Here is a 16,603-nt window from a genome sequence, read left to right on the forward strand (position 1 = left end):
CTCCCGGCCCAATGACGCTGCACGACAAGACCAACAAGCAGAATTTTCTGCTTCTGATCCAACTGCGCTGGATCGCGGTCGGCGGTCAGATCGTGACGATCCTGTTCGTCCGCTACGCGCTTGGCATCGGGCTGCCGCTGGTGCCGATGGCAGTGGTGATCCTGCTGCTGATCGCTCTCAACGTCGCCAGCCTGCGCCGGCACAGCAGCCAGGACGCGATCACCAACACCGAGCTGTTTCTTGGACTGCTGCTCGACGTCACCGCGTTGACGGTCCAGCTTTACCTGAGCGGCGGCGCGTCCAATCCCTTCATTTCGCTTTACCTGCTCCAGGTCATCCTGGGCGCGGTACTGCTGGAGACATGGTCGGTCTGGGCGCTTGTCCTCATTGCAAGCACGTGCTTCATCGCGCTGACCACCTTCTACCGTGAGATCAGCCTGCCCGCCGCACACGGTGCCGGGCTGTTCAGCCTGCACATTCAGGGCATGTTCATCTGTTTCGTCCTGGCGGCAACGCTTCTGGTGCTGTTCATCACCAGGGTCCAGAACAACATTCGCACCCGCGACGCTCATCTTGCGGATTTGCGCCAGCAATCGGCGGAGGAGGCTCACATCGTCAGGATGGGCCTGCTCGCCTCTGGCGCCGCGCATGAGCTCGGCACGCCGCTGGCTACGCTTTCCGTCATCCTCAACGACTGGCAGCGCATGCCGGTTCTCGAGGCCGATCCGGATCTGGCGCAGGAAATCCGGGAGATGCAGGGCCAGTTGGACCGTTGCAAGAAGATCGTTTCGGGAATCCTGATGTCGTCGGGCGAATTGCGCGGCGAAGGCACGGTTCGCACCTCCGTCGATGCCTTTCTGGCGGAGCTGGTGGCCGAATGGAAGTCGACACGGCTGCCGCAAGGTTTCGAATACACCAGGCGTTTCGGCGCCAACCAGGAGATCGTCTCCGATCCCGCGCTCAAACAGGTGATGTTCAATGTACTGGACAACGCACTTGAAGCGTCGCCTCTATGGGTCGGTTTGATCGTCAGCCGCCACGCGGACGATCTCATCATCGAAGTTGTCGACGCGGGACCGGGATTTGAAGAAGCCATGCTTGCTGAATTCGGCAAGCCCTACACGTCGACCAAGAACCGGCCAGGTAGCGGGCTCGGCCTGTTTCTGGTCGTCAATGTCATCCGCAAGCTGGGGGGCAGCGTCACCGTAAGAAACAGAACCGAGGGGGGAGCTTCGGTTACGTTGCATCTGCCGCTGGCTGCTCTGTCTCCGCGAGGGCACAATGCCGACTGAACGCACGCTGCTGATCGTCGAGGACGACATCGCCTTTGCCAACGCACTGCGCCGGTCTTTCGAACGGCGTGATTACGAAACGCATAGCTGCCGGAGCGTCGACGGCGTGCAGGCGCTGATCGGCACCGTTGCCTTCCAATATGCCGTCGTCGATCTCAAGCTTGCCAGCGGCTCGGGCCTTGAGTGCGTCAGGGCGCTGCACGAACACGATCCTGAAATGCGGATCGTCGTGTTGACCGGCTTTGCCAGCATCGCCACCGCTGTCGAGGCGATCAAGCTCGGCGCCTGCCAGTATCTCGCCAAGCCCGCCAATACAGACGACATAGAAGCGGCTTTCGGCCAGGTCGAGGGCAATGCTTCGGTGCCGCTCGCCGAGCGGCCAACCTCGATAAAGAACCTCGAATGGGAGCGCATCCACGAGACGCTGGTGGAGGCCGACTTCAACATTTCCGAGACGGCACGACGGCTGGGCATGCACCGCCGGACGCTGGCGCGGAAGCTGGAGAAGAGGCGTGTGAAGTAGGCACGATCCACCGGGCATGGCACATCGTGGCGATGCCGATGATAAGATTGATGCCGGCATCAATCGTTGCATTCGAACGATGTCCTCCAAAGGAAAAAATTGGCAGGGCAGGGATTAAAATCCCCACATGTTCCGTAAACAGGACATGAAACCGCCGATGCCACGCTTTGACATCATAGGACAGCTCGGTTCGCTGCGCCGCTATGCGCGCTCGCTGACGCGCGACAGCACCGACGCCGAGGACCTTGTCCATGACGCGCTGGTGCGCGCTTATGAGCGGCGCAGCACCTTCCGCTCCGGCGGAAACCTGCGCGCGTGGCTGCTGTCGATCGTCCACAACACCTTCATCGACAGGATGCGGGCCCGCAAGTCCGAGGCGTCGCGCGTCGAACAGGCTGGATACCTGGCCGACGGCAGCACGCCGGCACCACAGGAACATTCGGTGCGCCTGGCGCAGGTGCGCCAGGCTTTTTTCAGCCTGCCGGAAGAACAGCGTTCAGCGCTGCACCTCGTCGCTATCGAAGGCCTCTCCTATCAGCAGGCCGCCGATGCCAGCGGCGTGCCGCTCGGCACGCTGATGTCGCGCATCGGCAGGGCGCGCGCCGCGCTGCGCGAGATGGAGGAGCCGGCGAAGGCAAAAAACCACCTCAGGATCGTTGGAGGCCCTTCATGACCGCAACTGTCGATCCCGTGACGGATATCGACCTCGACGCCTATGTCGACGACCAGATCGACGTCACCCGCCGCATCGAGGTGGAGGCATTCTTGTCCGCTCGCCCGGAGGCGGCGGCGCGCGTGATGTCGGATCTCAGGACCCGCGATGAACTGCGCGTGGCGCTTGCCGGCTCCAAAGGTATGGCACGGCCCGCGACCGCCGATGCCGCGCGGCGGCTGGAGAGGGGGCTTGCCCGCGGCCGCATCTTCGGTGTGCTGCAGCGCGCCGCGGTGGTTGCTGTCTTCGTCGCCGCCGGGTGGCTGGCGAACGGTATCATCGGGCCGATGTCGGTGACCAAGGTCGTCGCCTCGCCGCAGCCGCCCGCCTATGTCGACGACGCAGTGCGGGCCCACAGGACCACGCTGGTGCGCGAGAGCATGCCGTCGCAGCCCGAGGCGCCCAACTACAACGCCGGCGAGATTCGCGCCGCGACCGCCATCGTCATGCCGTCGCTGCCCAAGGATTGGAAGGTCCGCGACGTGCAGATCTATCCGTCCCGCTTTGGTCCGAGCGTCGAGATGGCGGTCGAGACGAAAGACATGGGGCTGGTGTCGCTGTTTGCGATCCGGCCTGGAACCTTCGACGTCGTCAAGCCGACGATCGCGCCCTCGGGCGACATCTCATCGGCCTATTTCCAGATCGGCGATGTGGCTTATGCGGTGGTCGGACGAAGCGAGGTCCACGACCTCGACCGCGCCGCAGAGACGCTCGCCAAGACGCTCTACTGATCGATCCACAAAGGAGAACGCAAATGAACACCCCCAATCTGGGATATCGCGTCGCCGCCGGCGCCCAAACCGGAGCCGTCTTCGACGAGGGCCTGCGCCAGCATATGCTGCGCGTCTACAACTACATGGGTGTCGGCCTGGTGGTCACCGGCCTCGTCGCCTTCATGATCTCATCGACGCCGGCGCTCTACGTGCCGATCTTCTCCAGCCCGCTGAAATGGGTGGTGATGCTGGCACCGCTCGCCTTCGTCATGCTGTTCTCGTTCAAGATGCAGACCATGTCCGCGGCGAATGCCCAGGCGATGTTCTGGGCCTTCTGCGCGGTCATGGGCCTCTCGCTCGCCTCCGTGTTTCTGGTGTTCACCGGAACCAGCATCGCGCGCACCTTCTTCATCGCAGCCACCATGTTCGGCGCCACCAGCCTGTACGGCTACACGACAAAGCGCGACCTGACCCAGTTCTCGTCGTTCCTGATCATGGGCCTGATCGGCGTGGTGATCGCCAGCATCGTCAACATCTTCCTCGGCTCGACCGCGCTGCAGTTCGCCATCTCGGTGATCGGCATCGCCGTGTTCATCGGCCTGACCGCCTGGGACACGCAGACGATCAAGGAACAGTATGCCGAGAATTTCGACGCGGAATCGCGCCAGAAACTTGCCGTCTTCGGCGCCTTCTCGCTCTATCTGAACTTCATCAACATCTTCCAGCTGCTGCTGAATTTCACCGGCGAACGCGAATAACGACTATCCGCTGTGGGCAAGAGCGAGGGTTATTGCTCTTGATGCGGAGAGGTGGCCGGAGGGAGATCCTCCGGCCACAATTCGTTCCTGCAGAACCAGGCTGCACCTTGAGTCCCGAAGCGCTTTTGCTAGTCTGCCCACCGCGCCGGCCTTCAACAACGACCCGCGAGGAAATGTGGCACAGGACAGCCAAACGCTTCATGGCGACGGTATCTCGGCGACCATCGTTGCGCAGGGCGCCGAACTGATTTCGCTGCAAGATGTGCGCGGATTCGAATTCCTGTGGCAGGCGGGGCCGGAATGGCGGCGTCACTCGCCGGTGCTGTTCCCGATCGTAGGGCGGCTGGCGGGCGATCATCTGCGCCATCGCGGCCGGACCTATCCAATGACGCAGCACGGGTTCGCGCGCGACAAGCCGTTTGCCTGGGCGCGGAAGGGACCGCGATCCTGCACGCTGGTGCTTGCCGACGACGCCGACACCCGGGCGCGCTATCCGTTCGCCTTTCGGCTTGAAGTGACCTACACGCTGGTCCGCCAGCAGCTTGATGTGACTTTCGACATCACCAACACCGGCGATGAGCCGCTGCCGGCATCGATCGGGGCGCACCCGGCATTCAATTGGCCCTTGCAGCCGGATCTGGCCAAGACGGATTACCGGCTGATCTTTGCCCACGATGAACCGGCGCCGATCCGCCGCCTTAAGGACGGACTGCTGCTGAAAACGCCGCAGCCGACGCCTGTCGAAGGCAACATACTCCCGCTCTCCGAGCGGTTGTTCGACGAGGACGCGGTGATCATGGACCAGCCCGCCAGCTCCAGCGTGCGTTATGCCGCCGAGCGTGGCCCGGCGATCGAGATGTCCTGGCAAGGGGTTCGGGAGTTGGGCGTCTGGTCAAAGCCGGGCGGCGCGCCGTTCCTGTGCATCGAACCCTGGCACGGCCTTGCAAGCCCGGTGGATTTCGATGGTGATTTTGTCGACAAACCAGGCCTGATGCTGATCGCGCCGGGTGCAAGTCGCGTGATGAGCTATCAGGTACGTCTGCTGCCAATAGCCAATTGGAGTGCGCTCAGTGAATTCTGAAACGATCGAGATCTACCATCCACGTGGTGTTTCAAATTTGGGCCAATGGGACATTGGTGGTCTCAAGCTCAAAGTCTATGGTCTCGTCGCAGACAACAGAAAGATCGACGAACCCATGGCGACTCTGGCGCAGTCATTCGTGCGACAGGAGGTTCTGCCGCGTGTGGCGGACGAGGGTGACGAGAATGGCATGGGCTTTGTGATCATTCATCCTGGTGAGCTCGGTGTGTCCATCTTAGCTCACTGGTGGATACAGGGTTCGGTGCTTTGTCAGCACATCTATCGGAAGCTGTATTCCGCAACCGAACCGATGGACACGGTTAAGAGACCTGTTATTGCCTGTGTTTGGGAATTGGCTCTGATGAATGCCGAGCAGGAAGCTTGGCGAAAAACGATGATGAAAGGCGAGCCCAATCCATTGGGATACATGGGCGCTTGGGCTGACTTCGAAGCTGCATAGAGGCTGCTCATGATCGACTATTGCGTGGTCGCCCAGATCGTCGGTGCCCAATGAAGCTGTACTTCAGCCGCAATCCCAATCCTCGATTGGCGGTCGCGATCGCACGCTATCTCGAAACGAAACTGGACTTCGAATTCGCCTCGCCATTCGCTGCCGGGCAAATGGAGAAATTTCGCCGGTTAAATCCCAACCTCTCACTGCCCATCCTTGTGGATGATGAGGGAAAGAGCCTCTGGGAGGCAGACGCCATAGCCTGCAGGCTGTCGCGCCACGCGCATTCGGATTTCTGGCGTACCGGCGATGACGAACCCGAGATGATCCGGTGGCTCAGCTGGGGCAAAGAGCACTTCGCACTCGCTTGCGACACGGTGCATTTCGAACGTGGGACGAAACAGCGGTACGGCATCGGCCCGATCGATCAGAAGCGGGTGGAGGAGGGCCTGAACCAATTCCATACGGCTGCGGCAATGCTCGACGCCGTGCTTGCCGAGCGGCAGTGGCTGGTCGGCAATTCGGTTTCCTATGCCGATTTTCGAATGGCGACCTTCCTACCGTTCAACGACGCCGCCAGACTGCCGCTCGACGATTATCCCTCTGTCAGCCGCTGGTACCGTCGACTTGAAGACATCGACGCCTGGCGTGACCCTTTCAAAGGGATGGATGCACCCGAATTGCCGCCGGTGCCGCAAATGGCCGTCGCGGACCAGCGGTGAGAACGCGCGCGAAGAGCAGCGCAGCAGGCCGAACCTACCAAGGCGATGATGTGCGGGGGACCGGATGAACATCTATGTCCTGAGCGTGATCGAAGGACAGGAATGGGTCCTTCCTCGGCAGGCGGACGACTACCAGCTGTTTTCGACGCTCTGCGGCCGGAAGCAGACACAATGGCATCCGCCCAGGATGGAGATCCTGCGCGAACACGACGACGGTACGCTCCGGCAATATTCAGATTTTCCATGGCTTGGCGAGCATGTGCTCATCCTGCGAGCGAGGGCGTCGAAGTTGCTTCGGCCAACCCTCCAACCGTACGGTGAATTCCTGCCGCTTCCTGCTGACGAGCCAATATCGCTCTTCAATGTCACCACCGTGATCGATGCGCTGGACGAGGAACGTTCAAAGATCGTTCGCTTTGACGATGGCGGCGTCATGGTGATCGAAAGCCTCGTCCTTCGAGCGGACGCAATCGGCGGTACCGAGATATTCAAGCTGCCCGAGCGTGCCGACGGGGTGCGAACATCCGATATTTATCTGCAGGAGACGATCGTACGCCGGATCGGGGAGCTTGGGCTCAAGGGCATTGCTTTCAACCTGGTCTGGAGCGACGAGCCGGTCGGACGAGGCAGGATCGAATACCCAGGTGTCAAAAAGGGCATTTCAACCGCAAGCTCGCTCACGCGCCTTTGGGCCGCTCTGCGGCGAAGAGCGGGATTTTGACATCAAACCTGCCGGACGACGGTGCCGACCACATTGACGAGAAGGCGCGCGGCGGTCAGCGCTGACAGGCCGTCGATATCGGCCGGAGGATAGAACTCGACAAGGTCGAACCCTGCGATCCTGGCCCGCCTGCCGAGGCCGGCGATCAGGTCGATTACCTGCGTGTAGGTGAGGCCGCCCGGTGTACGCGCCGCCACGCCCGGCATGATGCTTGGATCAAGGCTGTCGCAGTCGAGGGTGACGACGACCCGCGCGGCTTCCGGAATATGCCGTAGCGCGGCCTCGACGCCCTGGGCATGAACCTCGCGGGCGGTCACGAAGCGGCTGCCATAGCGCCGGGCTGCTTCGATTTCGGCGATGCGCGCGCTGCCGACGCTGCGCAGACCGACCTGCACCATGCCGGCGACATGCGGCATCTCGCTTGCCCTGCGCATCGGGCTCGAATAGCCGTGGCGTTCGCCATGAACCTCGTCGCGCCAGTCTATATGGGCGTCGACCTGCAGGACCCAGACCGGCCCGTGCTCTGCAAAGCCGGCGAGGAAGGGAATGGTCATGGAACAGTCGCCGCCGATCAGGATCGGCACAGCCGGCAACGTCAGGATCTCGCGCGTTTTTGCCTCGATCCTGGCCCGGTTGCCGGCATTGTCATGCATGGTGGTCAAGATATCGCCGGCGTCGATGCAAGAGGCCGGCTTGCCGTCGAACAGCGGGCCGCCAAGATCGAAATCCCAGTGCTCGACGAATGCGGCATCGTCCTGGCTGGCAGCACGGATGGCGTTGGCGGCCAAGGCATAGCCGCTGCTGTCCCTGCCGGGATAGGTGCTGCCGTGACCGGCCCCGAAGATTACCGCACGAGGGACGTGGCTATCTGCAAGACGGTCGGGAAAGCCGAGAAAGGGAGGCGAGGGGGTCATGCCTTTATGGTCCTGATAGTGGCTTGGCGCACGCCGATCGGCTGCGGTTAGATCAAGCGCCTCGGCTTCAGCTTTGTGTGCCCGATTGGGTAAGCCCAATAAACCCCAAAACGATCGAGATCGAGCACCCACGGGGTGTTTCAAATTTGGGCCAATGGGACATTGGCGGCGGCATGGGCCGATTTCGAGGCGACATAGAGACTTGCGCCGGCGATGACGTTGGGCCGGGCTTGGATCGGCAGGCGCGATCCCGAAATTTCCAGTACGTGACGAGAATGAACCTTTGGCTGGCCGCCCGGTAGCGGAACCAGGCGGGGTTCACGTTGTTACCACAGCGGGCGACTGCCGGTTGCCGGATTCGGAGTCATCGTTTCATGACCAATGGCCCATTGCCTGAAAACGTTCTGGTCTCGCTTCCCATGATTGACGCAAAGGCGGCGCCGACGCTCAAAAATGCCGAGGCGGAGGTATTTTATACCGAAGCAATCCGCGAGCTTACCGCCACCGACATTCCCTTTCTGGTCGCCGGGACCTACGCGGTAAGCGCCTATACGGGTGTCACCCGCCAGACCAAGGACCTCGATATCTTCTGCAAGGCAGGCGACTACGCGCGGATCCTCGCCCATTTCAAGCAGCTTGGATATGCCGTCGAAATCGAGGACGACCGGTGGCTCGGCAAGGTGTTCAAGGGCACGCATTTCTTCGACGTCATATTCGGCTCGGCCAACGGCACGGTGCCTGTTGGCGACCTGTGGCTGGAACACGCCCGCCAAACCGAGCTGTTGGGCAGCAGGGTGCGGATCATCGGCCCGACCGAACTCATCTGGTCCAAATGCTTTATCCAGGACAGAGGGCGACACGACGGCGCCGATATCGCTCATACGATTCTCAAGGCGGGCGATCAGATCGATTGGCACCGGCTGCTTTCTTATCTGGAGGTTCATTGGGAGGTTCTGTTGATGCAGCTTATCAATTTCAGATGGATCTATCCGAGCGAGCGCGATCATATCCCGGCGTGGTTGCTCGATGAATTGCTCGACCGCCTCGCCAAGCAACGGCAATTGCCGTCTCCAAGGATGAAGATCTGCCGTGGGCGGCTGCTTTCGCAAACCGACTACGAGATCGACGTCAAGGAATGGGGCTTCGCCGGTGTCGGTGGTGTGGGAGAATTCCGTGATGGCTGATCCCGTCAAGAGCAGCGCGCCCAAGGACGGCGCACGCGCGCTCAAAGTTGCCGCGGTCGGGGATCTCCATGTGCGGGAAGATGCGCAAAACTCGTATCGAGACCTCTTCGGCGAGATATCGAGCGAAGCGGACATTCTCGTTCTCACGGGAGATCTGACCAATCTCGGCAAGCCTCGTGAAGCGGAGATGCTGGCCGAGGATCTGCGCAACTGCTCGATCCCGGTTGTGGCAGTCCTCGGCAATCATGACTACGAGTCCGGTGCGGTGGAAGACGTCACGAAGATCCTGCGGCAGGCGCATGTTCACCTCCTCGACGGGCAGACAGTCGAAATCGAGGAGGTCGGTTTTGTCGGCGTGAAGGGATTCATAGGCGGCTTCGGGTCACGCATGCTCGGCTCATTCGGGGAACCGGCGATCAAGACGATGGTCGCGGAAAGCGTGAACGAGGCAATGCGACTTGAAAATGCGATGCGCCAGGTGCGGGCCAAGCGCACGCTGGTGATCCTTCACTACGCGCCGATTGCCGACACCGTCGCGGGAGAACCGCTGGAAATATTTCCGTTTCTGGGCTCTTCACGTCTGGCCGAAACGATCGATCGATTTCAGGTCAGTGCTGTCGTGCACGGTCATGCACATCGCGGTTCTTACGAAGGCCAAACGCCTGGCGGAGCCAAGGTCTACAACGTCGCCATGCATGTGGCCAAGCCTGGCGGCCGCCCCTACGCCTTGCTGGAAATCTGATGCCAACGGCTTGCGCCGTCGATGCCCATTGGCCTGGACTCAGTTGGTGGCGTTGATCGACCTCGCCAACTCTTCCAGCTTGCGGGGATCGTTGCCGTGACGGCGCACCAGTTCGCGTGCCTGCCTTGACGGCAAATCGGTCGTGGCGGCCAGCTGTCGCACCTGCTGATCGTCGATGGCGACCTGCGGCAATGTATGGTCGATATCTCCTGACTTGTCCTTCATCACGCTTCTCCTTGGTCGATTTCGACGACAACGGCTCGAAAATCCGACCGGTTCCGAACGATCTGCAACTTTTGCGCCGGCATCCGTGGGCGGACCAACGTGCGCCTGCCTTGAGGGCGCAACGATCTCGATGGCTGGATTCTGCCAGGAACCATGCCACGGCGGACGAGTTGTTCCGACTGAACGGAGATAGTTAGATGCCACAGCCAAGACAGCCAGACCCAAATCGCGATATGCCCGTGCCGCCTCCAACATGGAAGCCGGAGCCGATCGAGGAACCCGAACCGGAAACGCTTCCGGACGAGACTCCGCTGCCCAACCCCGACGAGAATGAAGAGCCTCCCGTCCACGCATGAGACGGGAGTTTCTGCATCGCGGGGCAAGCGCGCAACCTCCCGAGGACTAACGATCTATCTCGCCAAACACGATGTCGAGCGACCCGATGATCGCGGCAACGTCGGCGATCATGTGCCCTCGAGACAGGAAATCCATCGCCTGCAGATGGGCGAAAGATGGCGCACGTATTTTGCACCGGTAAGGGACGTTGCCCCCGTCAGAAACCAGATAAACGCCGAATTCTCCCTTTGGCGCTTCAACCGCGGCGTAGACTTCTCCCGCCGGCACGCGATGCCCCTCGGTATAAAGTTTGAAATGCTGGATGGTCGCTTCCATAGAGCGTTTCATCGTGGCGCGCCGCGGCGGCGTGATCTTCTGGTTCGGAATCGCGACCGGCCCCTGGCCTTCGGGTGACCGCAGTTTTTCCAGGCATTGCTTCATGATCCGCACCGACTGGCGCATCTCCTCCATACGGACGAGATAACGGTCATAGCAGTCTCCGTTCTTGCCGACGGGGATGTCGAAATCCATGTCAGGGTAACATTCGTATGGCTGTGCCTTGCGCAAATCCCATGCCGCGCCCGATCCGCGTACCATCACGCCGGAAAACCCCCAGCGCCAGGCATCATCCAGCCCGATCACACCAACATCGACATTGCGCTGCTTGAAGATGCGGCTGCCGGTGAGCAGATCGTCGAGGTTGTCACAGACTTTGAGGAACGGATCGCAGAAAGCCCAGATGTCGTCGAGAAGCTTCGCAGGCAAATCCTGGTGCACGCCGCCGATTCTGAAGTAATTCGCATGCATGCGAGCGCCGGAGGCGCGCTCGTAAAAGACCATCAGCTTCTCGCGCTCCGCAAATCCCCAAAGCGGCGGCGTCAGGGCGCCGATATCCATGGCCTGGGTCGTGACATTGAGGAGATGCGACAGAAGCCGGCCAATTTCGCAAAAAAGAACACGGACAAGCTGCCCACGCTTTGGAACTGTTATGTCGAGCAGTTTTTCGGCGGCGAGGCAGAACGCATGCTCCTGGTTCATCGGCGCGACATAGTCGAGCCGATCGAAATAGGGCAGCGCTTGCAAATAGTTCTTGTGCTCTATGAGTTTTTCGGTGCCTCGATGGAGCAAGCCAATATGCGGATCGGCACGCTCGACGATCTCGCCGTCCAGTTCGAGCACCAACCGAAGAACACCATGGGCGGAGGGATGCTGTGGCCCGAAATTGATGGTGAAGTTGCGAACGGCGGCTTCGACCATTGCTGCTCTCCGCGACTGCATTTCGTCGATTCAGTGATGCGTATGGTTCGATGCCTCAAGTCGTCGTCTGAATGATCAGCGTCAGCGTGCCATCGCCATCTATGTTTGCAGCGACAACCTGCGAGGAATTGAGCCCATTCGCTCTCAAAGCCGACGTCGCCTGAGGTGAGGCATCGACGGAGCTTTGCAGGCGAAGCAAATCTTCGGCGCTGGTCTGGTTAATCACGGCATCGGCCTGCGCCTTGATTTCGTCCGGCAAATCCTCGACGGCGACAATGGCGACGCCGGTGAAATTCAAACCGGCAGAGCCTGGATCGGGCGGCGCCAGCTCCGGCTGCGCTTCGCCCTGCGGTGGCGTCACCTGGGGAAGCTGCGGTCCGATAGTTTGGGCGTAGACGGGCTGAATGGTGACCGCCCCGGAAAGCGCGACAGCTATCGTCAACATGCGCATGGTCGCTCCTTGCATTCTTCGAGGGAGATTTTGAAGAAACCCCCATGCTGAGCGATGGTTCCGCAAGGCCGGTCCCACCGGGCGATTTCGCCCCAACTCACCCCAGAGAGACGCCGAAAACCCTGGCCAAGGCGTTCGTCACACGGCTGTCTCCAACCGGTCGGGCAGCTCCGTACGGAATCGTACCATCGATTGATCTGCACCTTGGACAGGATCAAAATGAAGCTGAGGTGACCATGGGAGGGAGCCGCATGAGCATCGCCAGATGGGCAATAAGACCTGTCGGTACCGCCAAGGCGTTTCTGGCAGAAGAGCTTCGAAGTGCGCGATACGGCGACATCGTTTCGGTCAAAGCGGCGATAGAGGCCGCTCGCAGGGACGCGCCTTATTTGCAGGATACAGATGATGAATTGATGGAGACGATCATCGAGCTGGCACGGGAACTGGGTCTGGCCGTCCTTTTTGACTCTCGCGATTGACCGATGAGCCATGGTCGATGCGATTTGGTACGAAATCGACAATTGGCTCATGGTCGAAAATGCGCAATCATTGGGAAATGGGACGACGGCTGGACGACAAACTCGATTGCAAGGCTTGTGGGACCATCCAAATGGACATTCCCGACGACGCCAACGAGTCGACGCCAATTCATTGCAGCAATTGCGGCGCCTTTCTCGGCGAATGGGGTGAATTGCAGGATGATTTCTACCGCCAGGCTCGCGGTACCGAAGCTTTCGACTTGCGCAACGGAACCATTATCAAGAAGTAGCGCGCAACAATGCGCCCCCGGATGACACAGGTAAATCCACAGGGGGGTGGCAGATCTAACCGACGTCGATCACGACCATCAGCCCGCCGCCGCCCTTTTCCTCGACATTGTTGTTCGTCGTGTGATGCGGGATGTGGCAATGGATGAGCCACTTGCCGGGACGCCGTGCCTTCCAGACGACGTCATAGCGCTGTCCTGGCCCGACATTGATCGTATCGGCCAGAAAGCGCGCCGAGGGAGGAAGCGTCTCACCGTCACGAGCGACGACCTCGAAGGGTCCGCCATGGATATGCATGGGATGGACGAAGCCATTATTGGTGCCGATGAAACGCACCTTCAGCGTCTCGCCCACCTTCATGGGGATGGCGTCGGTTGCGGGATAGGCCTTGCCGTTGATGGTGAAGAAGTTCGGCATACCGCCTTCCATCGGCATCGAAGGGTAGGTCAGTCCATCGCGCACCAGCCATTCCTGAAGTTCGATCACATAGTCGTGGTCAGCCTGAACCTCGTCGGCGGGATTGGCAGGGTCGATGATCAGCGCCCCATAGAGCCCCAGCGCCTGGGTACGGTCCGGCTTGGCATGCGGATGATAGAAATAGGTCCCGTGCTGGGTCGCGGTGAATTCGTAGGAATAGGATTGCCCAGGCTCGATCGGCGGCTGGGTGATCTCGGCGGGCCCATCCATCTGGTTCGGCAGGATCATGCCGTGCCAATGCACCGTGGTCTCCTCAGGCAGGTCATTGGTGACGTCGATGCGAACCTTATCGCCCTGGCGAATGTGGATGCGCGGACCGGGGATCTGGCCGTTGTAGGCATAGGCGTCGACCGCGACATTGGGCAGGATCTGCCAGCGGACCACTGAGGGCCTGAGGTCGAACACCTTGACGCCGTTCTCCAGGCGGAATGGCAGTTCCTGGTCGCCTTTGGCGGCAAGGCCATAGGATGCCGTGACGCGATGCGGATCGGTTGCAGCCATGTCACGCATGGCTTCCGCCGGCGTGTCGCGGCCCATGATCATGCCTTGCGGCATGATCGCCCCGCCGACGTCACGTGCCGAAAGCGTCAGGTTCAGCCAGTTCGCCGGTGCGGCCATGCCAATCGCCAGCGCCAGCACCGAGACCATGCCGAGGGCTGCTATCTGCGGCGTCGTGGCGTCCGTCTCCATCTGATGGCCGTTGCGTTTGGGTTTGTGGGATGTGTTGGCGTGGCCTTGTCGTCGATCATCGCCGGCGCGGGCATGATGCGTAGCGTGCTGTTGCTGGGCGGTCGGCTCTCGACTGCTCATTTCGGCCGCCTGCGGGCGCTGCGTCATCAACCCGTGCTTCAGTCCGCGAGCGACCAGCCAGACATTGGCGGGATAGGCAAGCGTGAAGCCGGCAATGACGCCGATCGACATCACGCCCCAGAACAAGAACTCGGTCGGCTCCATCGCGCGCATGTCGCGCCCCATCATCAGGAAGCTCATGACGGGCGCCATGCCGGCCATCATGAAATTCATCGAGATGAACTCGGGCAGGAAGCTCTTGCGCACATTCTCCCAGTAGGTGCCGCCCATCATCGATTTCATGAACAGCGACTGGAAGATGAACAGGCCGAAGGCGAAACCCGCCAGATATTCGACGATGAGGTCGAGCCACATCGGCAGGCCAAGCGTTGCCGTGATGACCGCCGCGAGAATGATGCCGGTTGCATCGCCGGCAACGCAGTGGATGGTCGAACCGACGCCTTGCTTCCATAGCGGCCTGGTGAAGTCTTCATGCTCGCCCGGTCGTGGCTCCTTGTCTGCAAGCACATAAAGCAGCAGCCCCAATGGACCCATATAGAGGGTCACCAGGATGAAACCCCATTTCATCACCACCGGTTCGGGATTGTTGCGGTATTGATCGAAGCCGACATAGAGCGTCGAGGCGGCGGCAAGAGCGAACCAGACGGCAAGGAAATAGTCGATTGGCTGGATGAACATGGATGCATCCCGTCGCGGATCAGCGGTTTGTCACAAGCAGCCCCCGCCAATGAACGCAGAACGTGTGTTTATGATCCCGCCGGCCCAATCCGGTTGTGTCGAATTCTCCAGCCTGGCGCTCTTGTCGAAGCATTACGGCGCGGTAATTCCCTTGAAGGCGTGGGCGCTTCGCTGCCTCAACAGGAGCTGGCCATGAAACATCAAACACTCGACCAACTGCATGCCGTCGCCAAGATTGAATCGTCGGCTGCATATTCCGCAATGACACGAAATCAGCGCATAGAGCGCTGGGCTGAACTGCTGGAGCGTAATCCCGAGCGATGCCTTGGCGCGTTTGCAGGCACCGAACATCTGCACCCCGAAGCACGTGCAATGATGCGGGGCGAGGGAACCGCAATTTCGGTTGCTTTCGAAGATCCAGTGCTGCGCGCATCGGGTTTGAAAGACGATACCTACGGCGAGGCAAAGCGCTTTTTCGAGCTGAACGACTGGCAGTTGCACGACATCGTCTGCGATTGCCACGTCGGCTCAACCATGAAAGCGCGCTGGGCTGCGACGCGAGTCCGCTCAGCCGTCAGCGGCAGGTTCTTTGCGTGGTTGCGGCAAAGGATAATGCGCTGACCCAGTTGGGGATCGTCGTCGCCCGCTGCGGCTTACGATCCCCTGTCTTGCCGATTGGATGTCTTGCCGATTGGATGTCTTCCGATCGGATATCTTGCGATGCGGATCAACGCTTGTCCTGGTATAGCCGGTCGGTCGCCCGGTCGCTTTCCCTTCGTTCGGCGGGCCCACGCCGGCGGCGTGCGATAACTGCATAGGCCAACAGCACGATCAGCAACAATGGGCCGCCGGCAACGACGACCAACCACATGATATCTCCAAACATGGCGGCATCTCCTTTCCCAGACAACCGGCAAGGAGGAGAACCGTTCCGCGCAGCAGCAGGGTAATGCCACCTCGGTCATCAACTTACGGATTGCGTTCGTAGGTTCCGATGAGTTCTGCCTGCTCGAGCGAGTGTTTCTGCGCCTCCCGCCAGATGCGCTCGACGCCTGCGCTGGCCGGAATGGCAAGGCTCGGCGTGTCGAGCGCGGCCAGCCGGAAATGGTAATGGTGGACGCCATGTCCGACCGGGGGTTCAGGGCCGTCGTAATAGGCGTTGCCAAAATCATTTGTTGCTTGCCTAAGGGCACCGGGACCTGGCTTGCCGCTTTCCGCCTCGGGAAGTTCCCTTGTCTCCGCGGAGATGTTGAATACCGCCCAATGACCAAACGTTCCGCTCGGCGCATCAGGATCCTGAACGACGAGAACGAGGCTTTTGGCGTCGTCCGGTACTCCAGACCATTTCAGCGGCGGCGATACGTTTTTGCCGTCTCGTGTATATCTTTCGGGAATTGGTCCGCCTTCGGCAAAGGCGGCGCTGCTGAGGGCAAGTGGCATGGTTCACTCCTTCCGGGGAAGTTGATCGCAGCGATGCCAACGGCATGCTATTTGTTGGTCCGCATCTTTTGTCTTGGATCGATCCCGCCAGCAGCGGTCGTGTCGTTCTCGACATCACCTTCGACCGTGTTCTCGCCTTCAAGCTCGAACTCTTCGCCTTCCTTGATCGTTCCCTTGGAAGTCCCGATACCAGGATTGTTCGCCAAGTCGGCATCGCTCGGTTTTTTCCATTTCGGATGTTTGGTTCCGGTCATGAGAAAACTCCTTCGACGGGATTTCAGTTTAAAAAAGCAAGCCAGATGGGCCGTTCCGGTTCCAGGGCTCTGCTTCATCGGCTCGCCGCGCGCGC

Annotated in this window: 22 protein-coding genes; 14 read left to right on the forward strand and 8 right to left on the reverse strand. The window is 60.5% G+C overall.

Features of this window, described 5'->3' with window-relative positions:
* Positions 1-11 precede the first annotated feature (11 nt).
* The 9 genes from MESCI_RS18745 (at position 12) to MESCI_RS18785 (ending at position 6,973) form a co-directional block, all read left to right on the forward strand.
* Positions 12-1,292: an ATP-binding protein gene (locus MESCI_RS18745; RefSeq protein WP_063168039.1), complete on the forward strand. Its 1,281-nt coding sequence runs from the start codon at positions 12-14 to the stop codon at positions 1,290-1,292.
* Positions 1,282-1,815, forward strand: a complete 534-nt coding sequence (locus MESCI_RS18750; RefSeq protein ID WP_013531509.1) for a response regulator transcription factor — start codon at positions 1,282-1,284, stop codon at positions 1,813-1,815. Before MESCI_RS18745 ends, MESCI_RS18750 begins: the two co-directional genes overlap by 11 nt.
* Positions 1,816-1,972: 157 nt before the next feature.
* The gene (locus tag MESCI_RS18755; RefSeq protein WP_174299063.1) at positions 1,973-2,488 is read left to right on the forward strand and encodes a sigma-70 family RNA polymerase sigma factor; all 516 of its coding nucleotides are present in this window, start codon (positions 1,973-1,975) and stop codon (positions 2,486-2,488) included.
* Positions 2,485-3,258, forward strand: a complete 774-nt coding sequence (locus tag MESCI_RS18760; RefSeq protein WP_013531511.1) for an anti-sigma factor family protein — start codon at positions 2,485-2,487, stop codon at positions 3,256-3,258. Before MESCI_RS18755 ends, MESCI_RS18760 begins: the two co-directional genes overlap by 4 nt.
* 23 nt (positions 3,259-3,281) lie before the next feature.
* Positions 3,282-3,998, forward strand: a complete 717-nt coding sequence (locus tag MESCI_RS18765) for a Bax inhibitor-1/YccA family protein (RefSeq protein ID WP_013531512.1) — start codon at positions 3,282-3,284, stop codon at positions 3,996-3,998.
* A gap of 175 nt (positions 3,999-4,173) precedes the next feature.
* Positions 4,174-5,079, forward strand: coding sequence for an aldose 1-epimerase family protein (locus MESCI_RS18770; protein WP_013531513.1), 906 nt, complete (start codon positions 4,174-4,176; stop codon positions 5,077-5,079).
* Entirely contained in the window at positions 5,069-5,539 is a 471-nt protein-coding gene (locus MESCI_RS32670; protein WP_013531514.1) for a hypothetical protein, read from the forward strand. Before MESCI_RS18770 ends, MESCI_RS32670 begins: the two co-directional genes overlap by 11 nt.
* Positions 5,540-5,589: 50 nt before the next feature.
* Positions 5,590-6,252: a glutathione S-transferase family protein gene (locus MESCI_RS18780; protein ID WP_013531515.1), complete on the forward strand. Its 663-nt coding sequence runs from the start codon at positions 5,590-5,592 to the stop codon at positions 6,250-6,252.
* A gap of 64 nt (positions 6,253-6,316) precedes the next feature.
* Complete coding sequence (locus MESCI_RS18785; protein WP_013531516.1) at positions 6,317-6,973, forward strand: imm11 family protein; 657 nt, start codon at positions 6,317-6,319, stop codon at positions 6,971-6,973.
* 2 nt (positions 6,974-6,975) lie between these two features.
* On the opposite strand, the gene MESCI_RS18790 is transcribed toward MESCI_RS18785, so the two are convergent.
* The gene (locus MESCI_RS18790; RefSeq protein ID WP_013531517.1) at positions 6,976-7,887 is read right to left on the reverse strand and encodes an agmatinase; all 912 of its coding nucleotides are present in this window, start codon (positions 7,885-7,887) and stop codon (positions 6,976-6,978) included.
* Between the two features lie 374 nt (positions 7,888-8,261).
* Between MESCI_RS18790 and MESCI_RS18795 the strand changes: the two genes are divergently transcribed.
* Both MESCI_RS18795 and MESCI_RS18800 read left to right on the forward strand, forming a co-directional pair.
* Complete coding sequence (locus MESCI_RS18795; RefSeq protein WP_013531518.1) at positions 8,262-9,071, forward strand: nucleotidyltransferase family protein; 810 nt, start codon at positions 8,262-8,264, stop codon at positions 9,069-9,071.
* Positions 9,064-9,813, forward strand: coding sequence for a metallophosphoesterase family protein (locus tag MESCI_RS18800; protein WP_013531519.1), 750 nt, complete (start codon positions 9,064-9,066; stop codon positions 9,811-9,813). Before MESCI_RS18795 ends, MESCI_RS18800 begins: the two co-directional genes overlap by 8 nt.
* Before the next feature lie 39 nt (positions 9,814-9,852).
* Here the strand turns inward: MESCI_RS18800 and MESCI_RS18805 are convergent, their stop codons facing one another.
* The 3 genes from MESCI_RS18805 to MESCI_RS18815 form a co-directional block, all read right to left on the reverse strand.
* On the reverse strand, positions 9,853-10,038 hold the full coding sequence (locus tag MESCI_RS18805; protein WP_013531520.1) for a hypothetical protein: 186 nt from the start codon (positions 10,036-10,038) through the stop codon (positions 9,853-9,855).
* Positions 10,039-10,440: 402 nt separating this feature from the next.
* Positions 10,441-11,631: an NADH-quinone oxidoreductase subunit D gene (locus tag MESCI_RS18810; protein WP_013531522.1), complete on the reverse strand. Its 1,191-nt coding sequence runs from the start codon at positions 11,629-11,631 to the stop codon at positions 10,441-10,443.
* Between the two features lie 55 nt (positions 11,632-11,686).
* Positions 11,687-12,082 (reverse strand): hypothetical protein, encoded by a 396-nt coding sequence (locus tag MESCI_RS18815; RefSeq protein WP_013531523.1) that lies wholly within the window; start codon positions 12,080-12,082, stop codon positions 11,687-11,689.
* 251 nt (positions 12,083-12,333) lie between these two features.
* Between MESCI_RS18815 and MESCI_RS18820 the strand changes: the two genes are divergently transcribed.
* Complete coding sequence (locus MESCI_RS18820; protein WP_013531524.1) at positions 12,334-12,561, forward strand: hypothetical protein; 228 nt, start codon at positions 12,334-12,336, stop codon at positions 12,559-12,561.
* A gap of 131 nt (positions 12,562-12,692) precedes the next feature.
* Positions 12,693-12,851, forward strand: coding sequence for a hypothetical protein (locus MESCI_RS32490; protein ID WP_013531525.1), 159 nt, complete (start codon positions 12,693-12,695; stop codon positions 12,849-12,851).
* A 55-nt stretch (positions 12,852-12,906) separates the two neighbouring features.
* On the opposite strand, the gene MESCI_RS18830 is transcribed toward MESCI_RS32490, so the two are convergent.
* Positions 12,907-14,814, reverse strand: a complete 1,908-nt coding sequence (locus MESCI_RS18830) for a multicopper oxidase domain-containing protein (protein ID WP_013531526.1) — start codon at positions 14,812-14,814, stop codon at positions 12,907-12,909.
* Between the two features lie 192 nt (positions 14,815-15,006).
* On the opposite strand from MESCI_RS18830, the gene MESCI_RS18835 reads away from it, so the two are divergent.
* Entirely contained in the window at positions 15,007-15,435 is a 429-nt protein-coding gene (locus MESCI_RS18835; protein WP_013531527.1) for a hypothetical protein, read from the forward strand.
* Between the two features lie 106 nt (positions 15,436-15,541).
* On the opposite strand, the gene MESCI_RS32275 is transcribed toward MESCI_RS18835, so the two are convergent.
* The 3 genes from MESCI_RS32275 to MESCI_RS18845 all read right to left on the reverse strand — a co-directional run bounded on the left by MESCI_RS32275 (position 15,542) and on the right by MESCI_RS18845 (position 16,508).
* Positions 15,542-15,700, reverse strand: a complete 159-nt coding sequence (locus MESCI_RS32275) for a hypothetical protein (RefSeq protein WP_013531528.1) — start codon at positions 15,698-15,700, stop codon at positions 15,542-15,544.
* An 83-nt stretch (positions 15,701-15,783) separates the two neighbouring features.
* The gene (locus tag MESCI_RS18840; RefSeq protein ID WP_013531529.1) at positions 15,784-16,254 is read right to left on the reverse strand and encodes a YbhB/YbcL family Raf kinase inhibitor-like protein; all 471 of its coding nucleotides are present in this window, start codon (positions 16,252-16,254) and stop codon (positions 15,784-15,786) included.
* A 47-nt stretch (positions 16,255-16,301) separates the two neighbouring features.
* Positions 16,302-16,508, reverse strand: a complete 207-nt coding sequence (locus MESCI_RS18845) for a hypothetical protein (RefSeq protein WP_013531530.1) — start codon at positions 16,506-16,508, stop codon at positions 16,302-16,304.
* Positions 16,509-16,603: the final 95 nt, after the last annotated feature.

The organism is Mesorhizobium ciceri biovar biserrulae WSM1271 (assembly GCF_000185905.1).
GTDB classification, from domain to species: domain Bacteria; phylum Pseudomonadota; class Alphaproteobacteria; order Rhizobiales; family Rhizobiaceae; genus Mesorhizobium; species Mesorhizobium ciceri.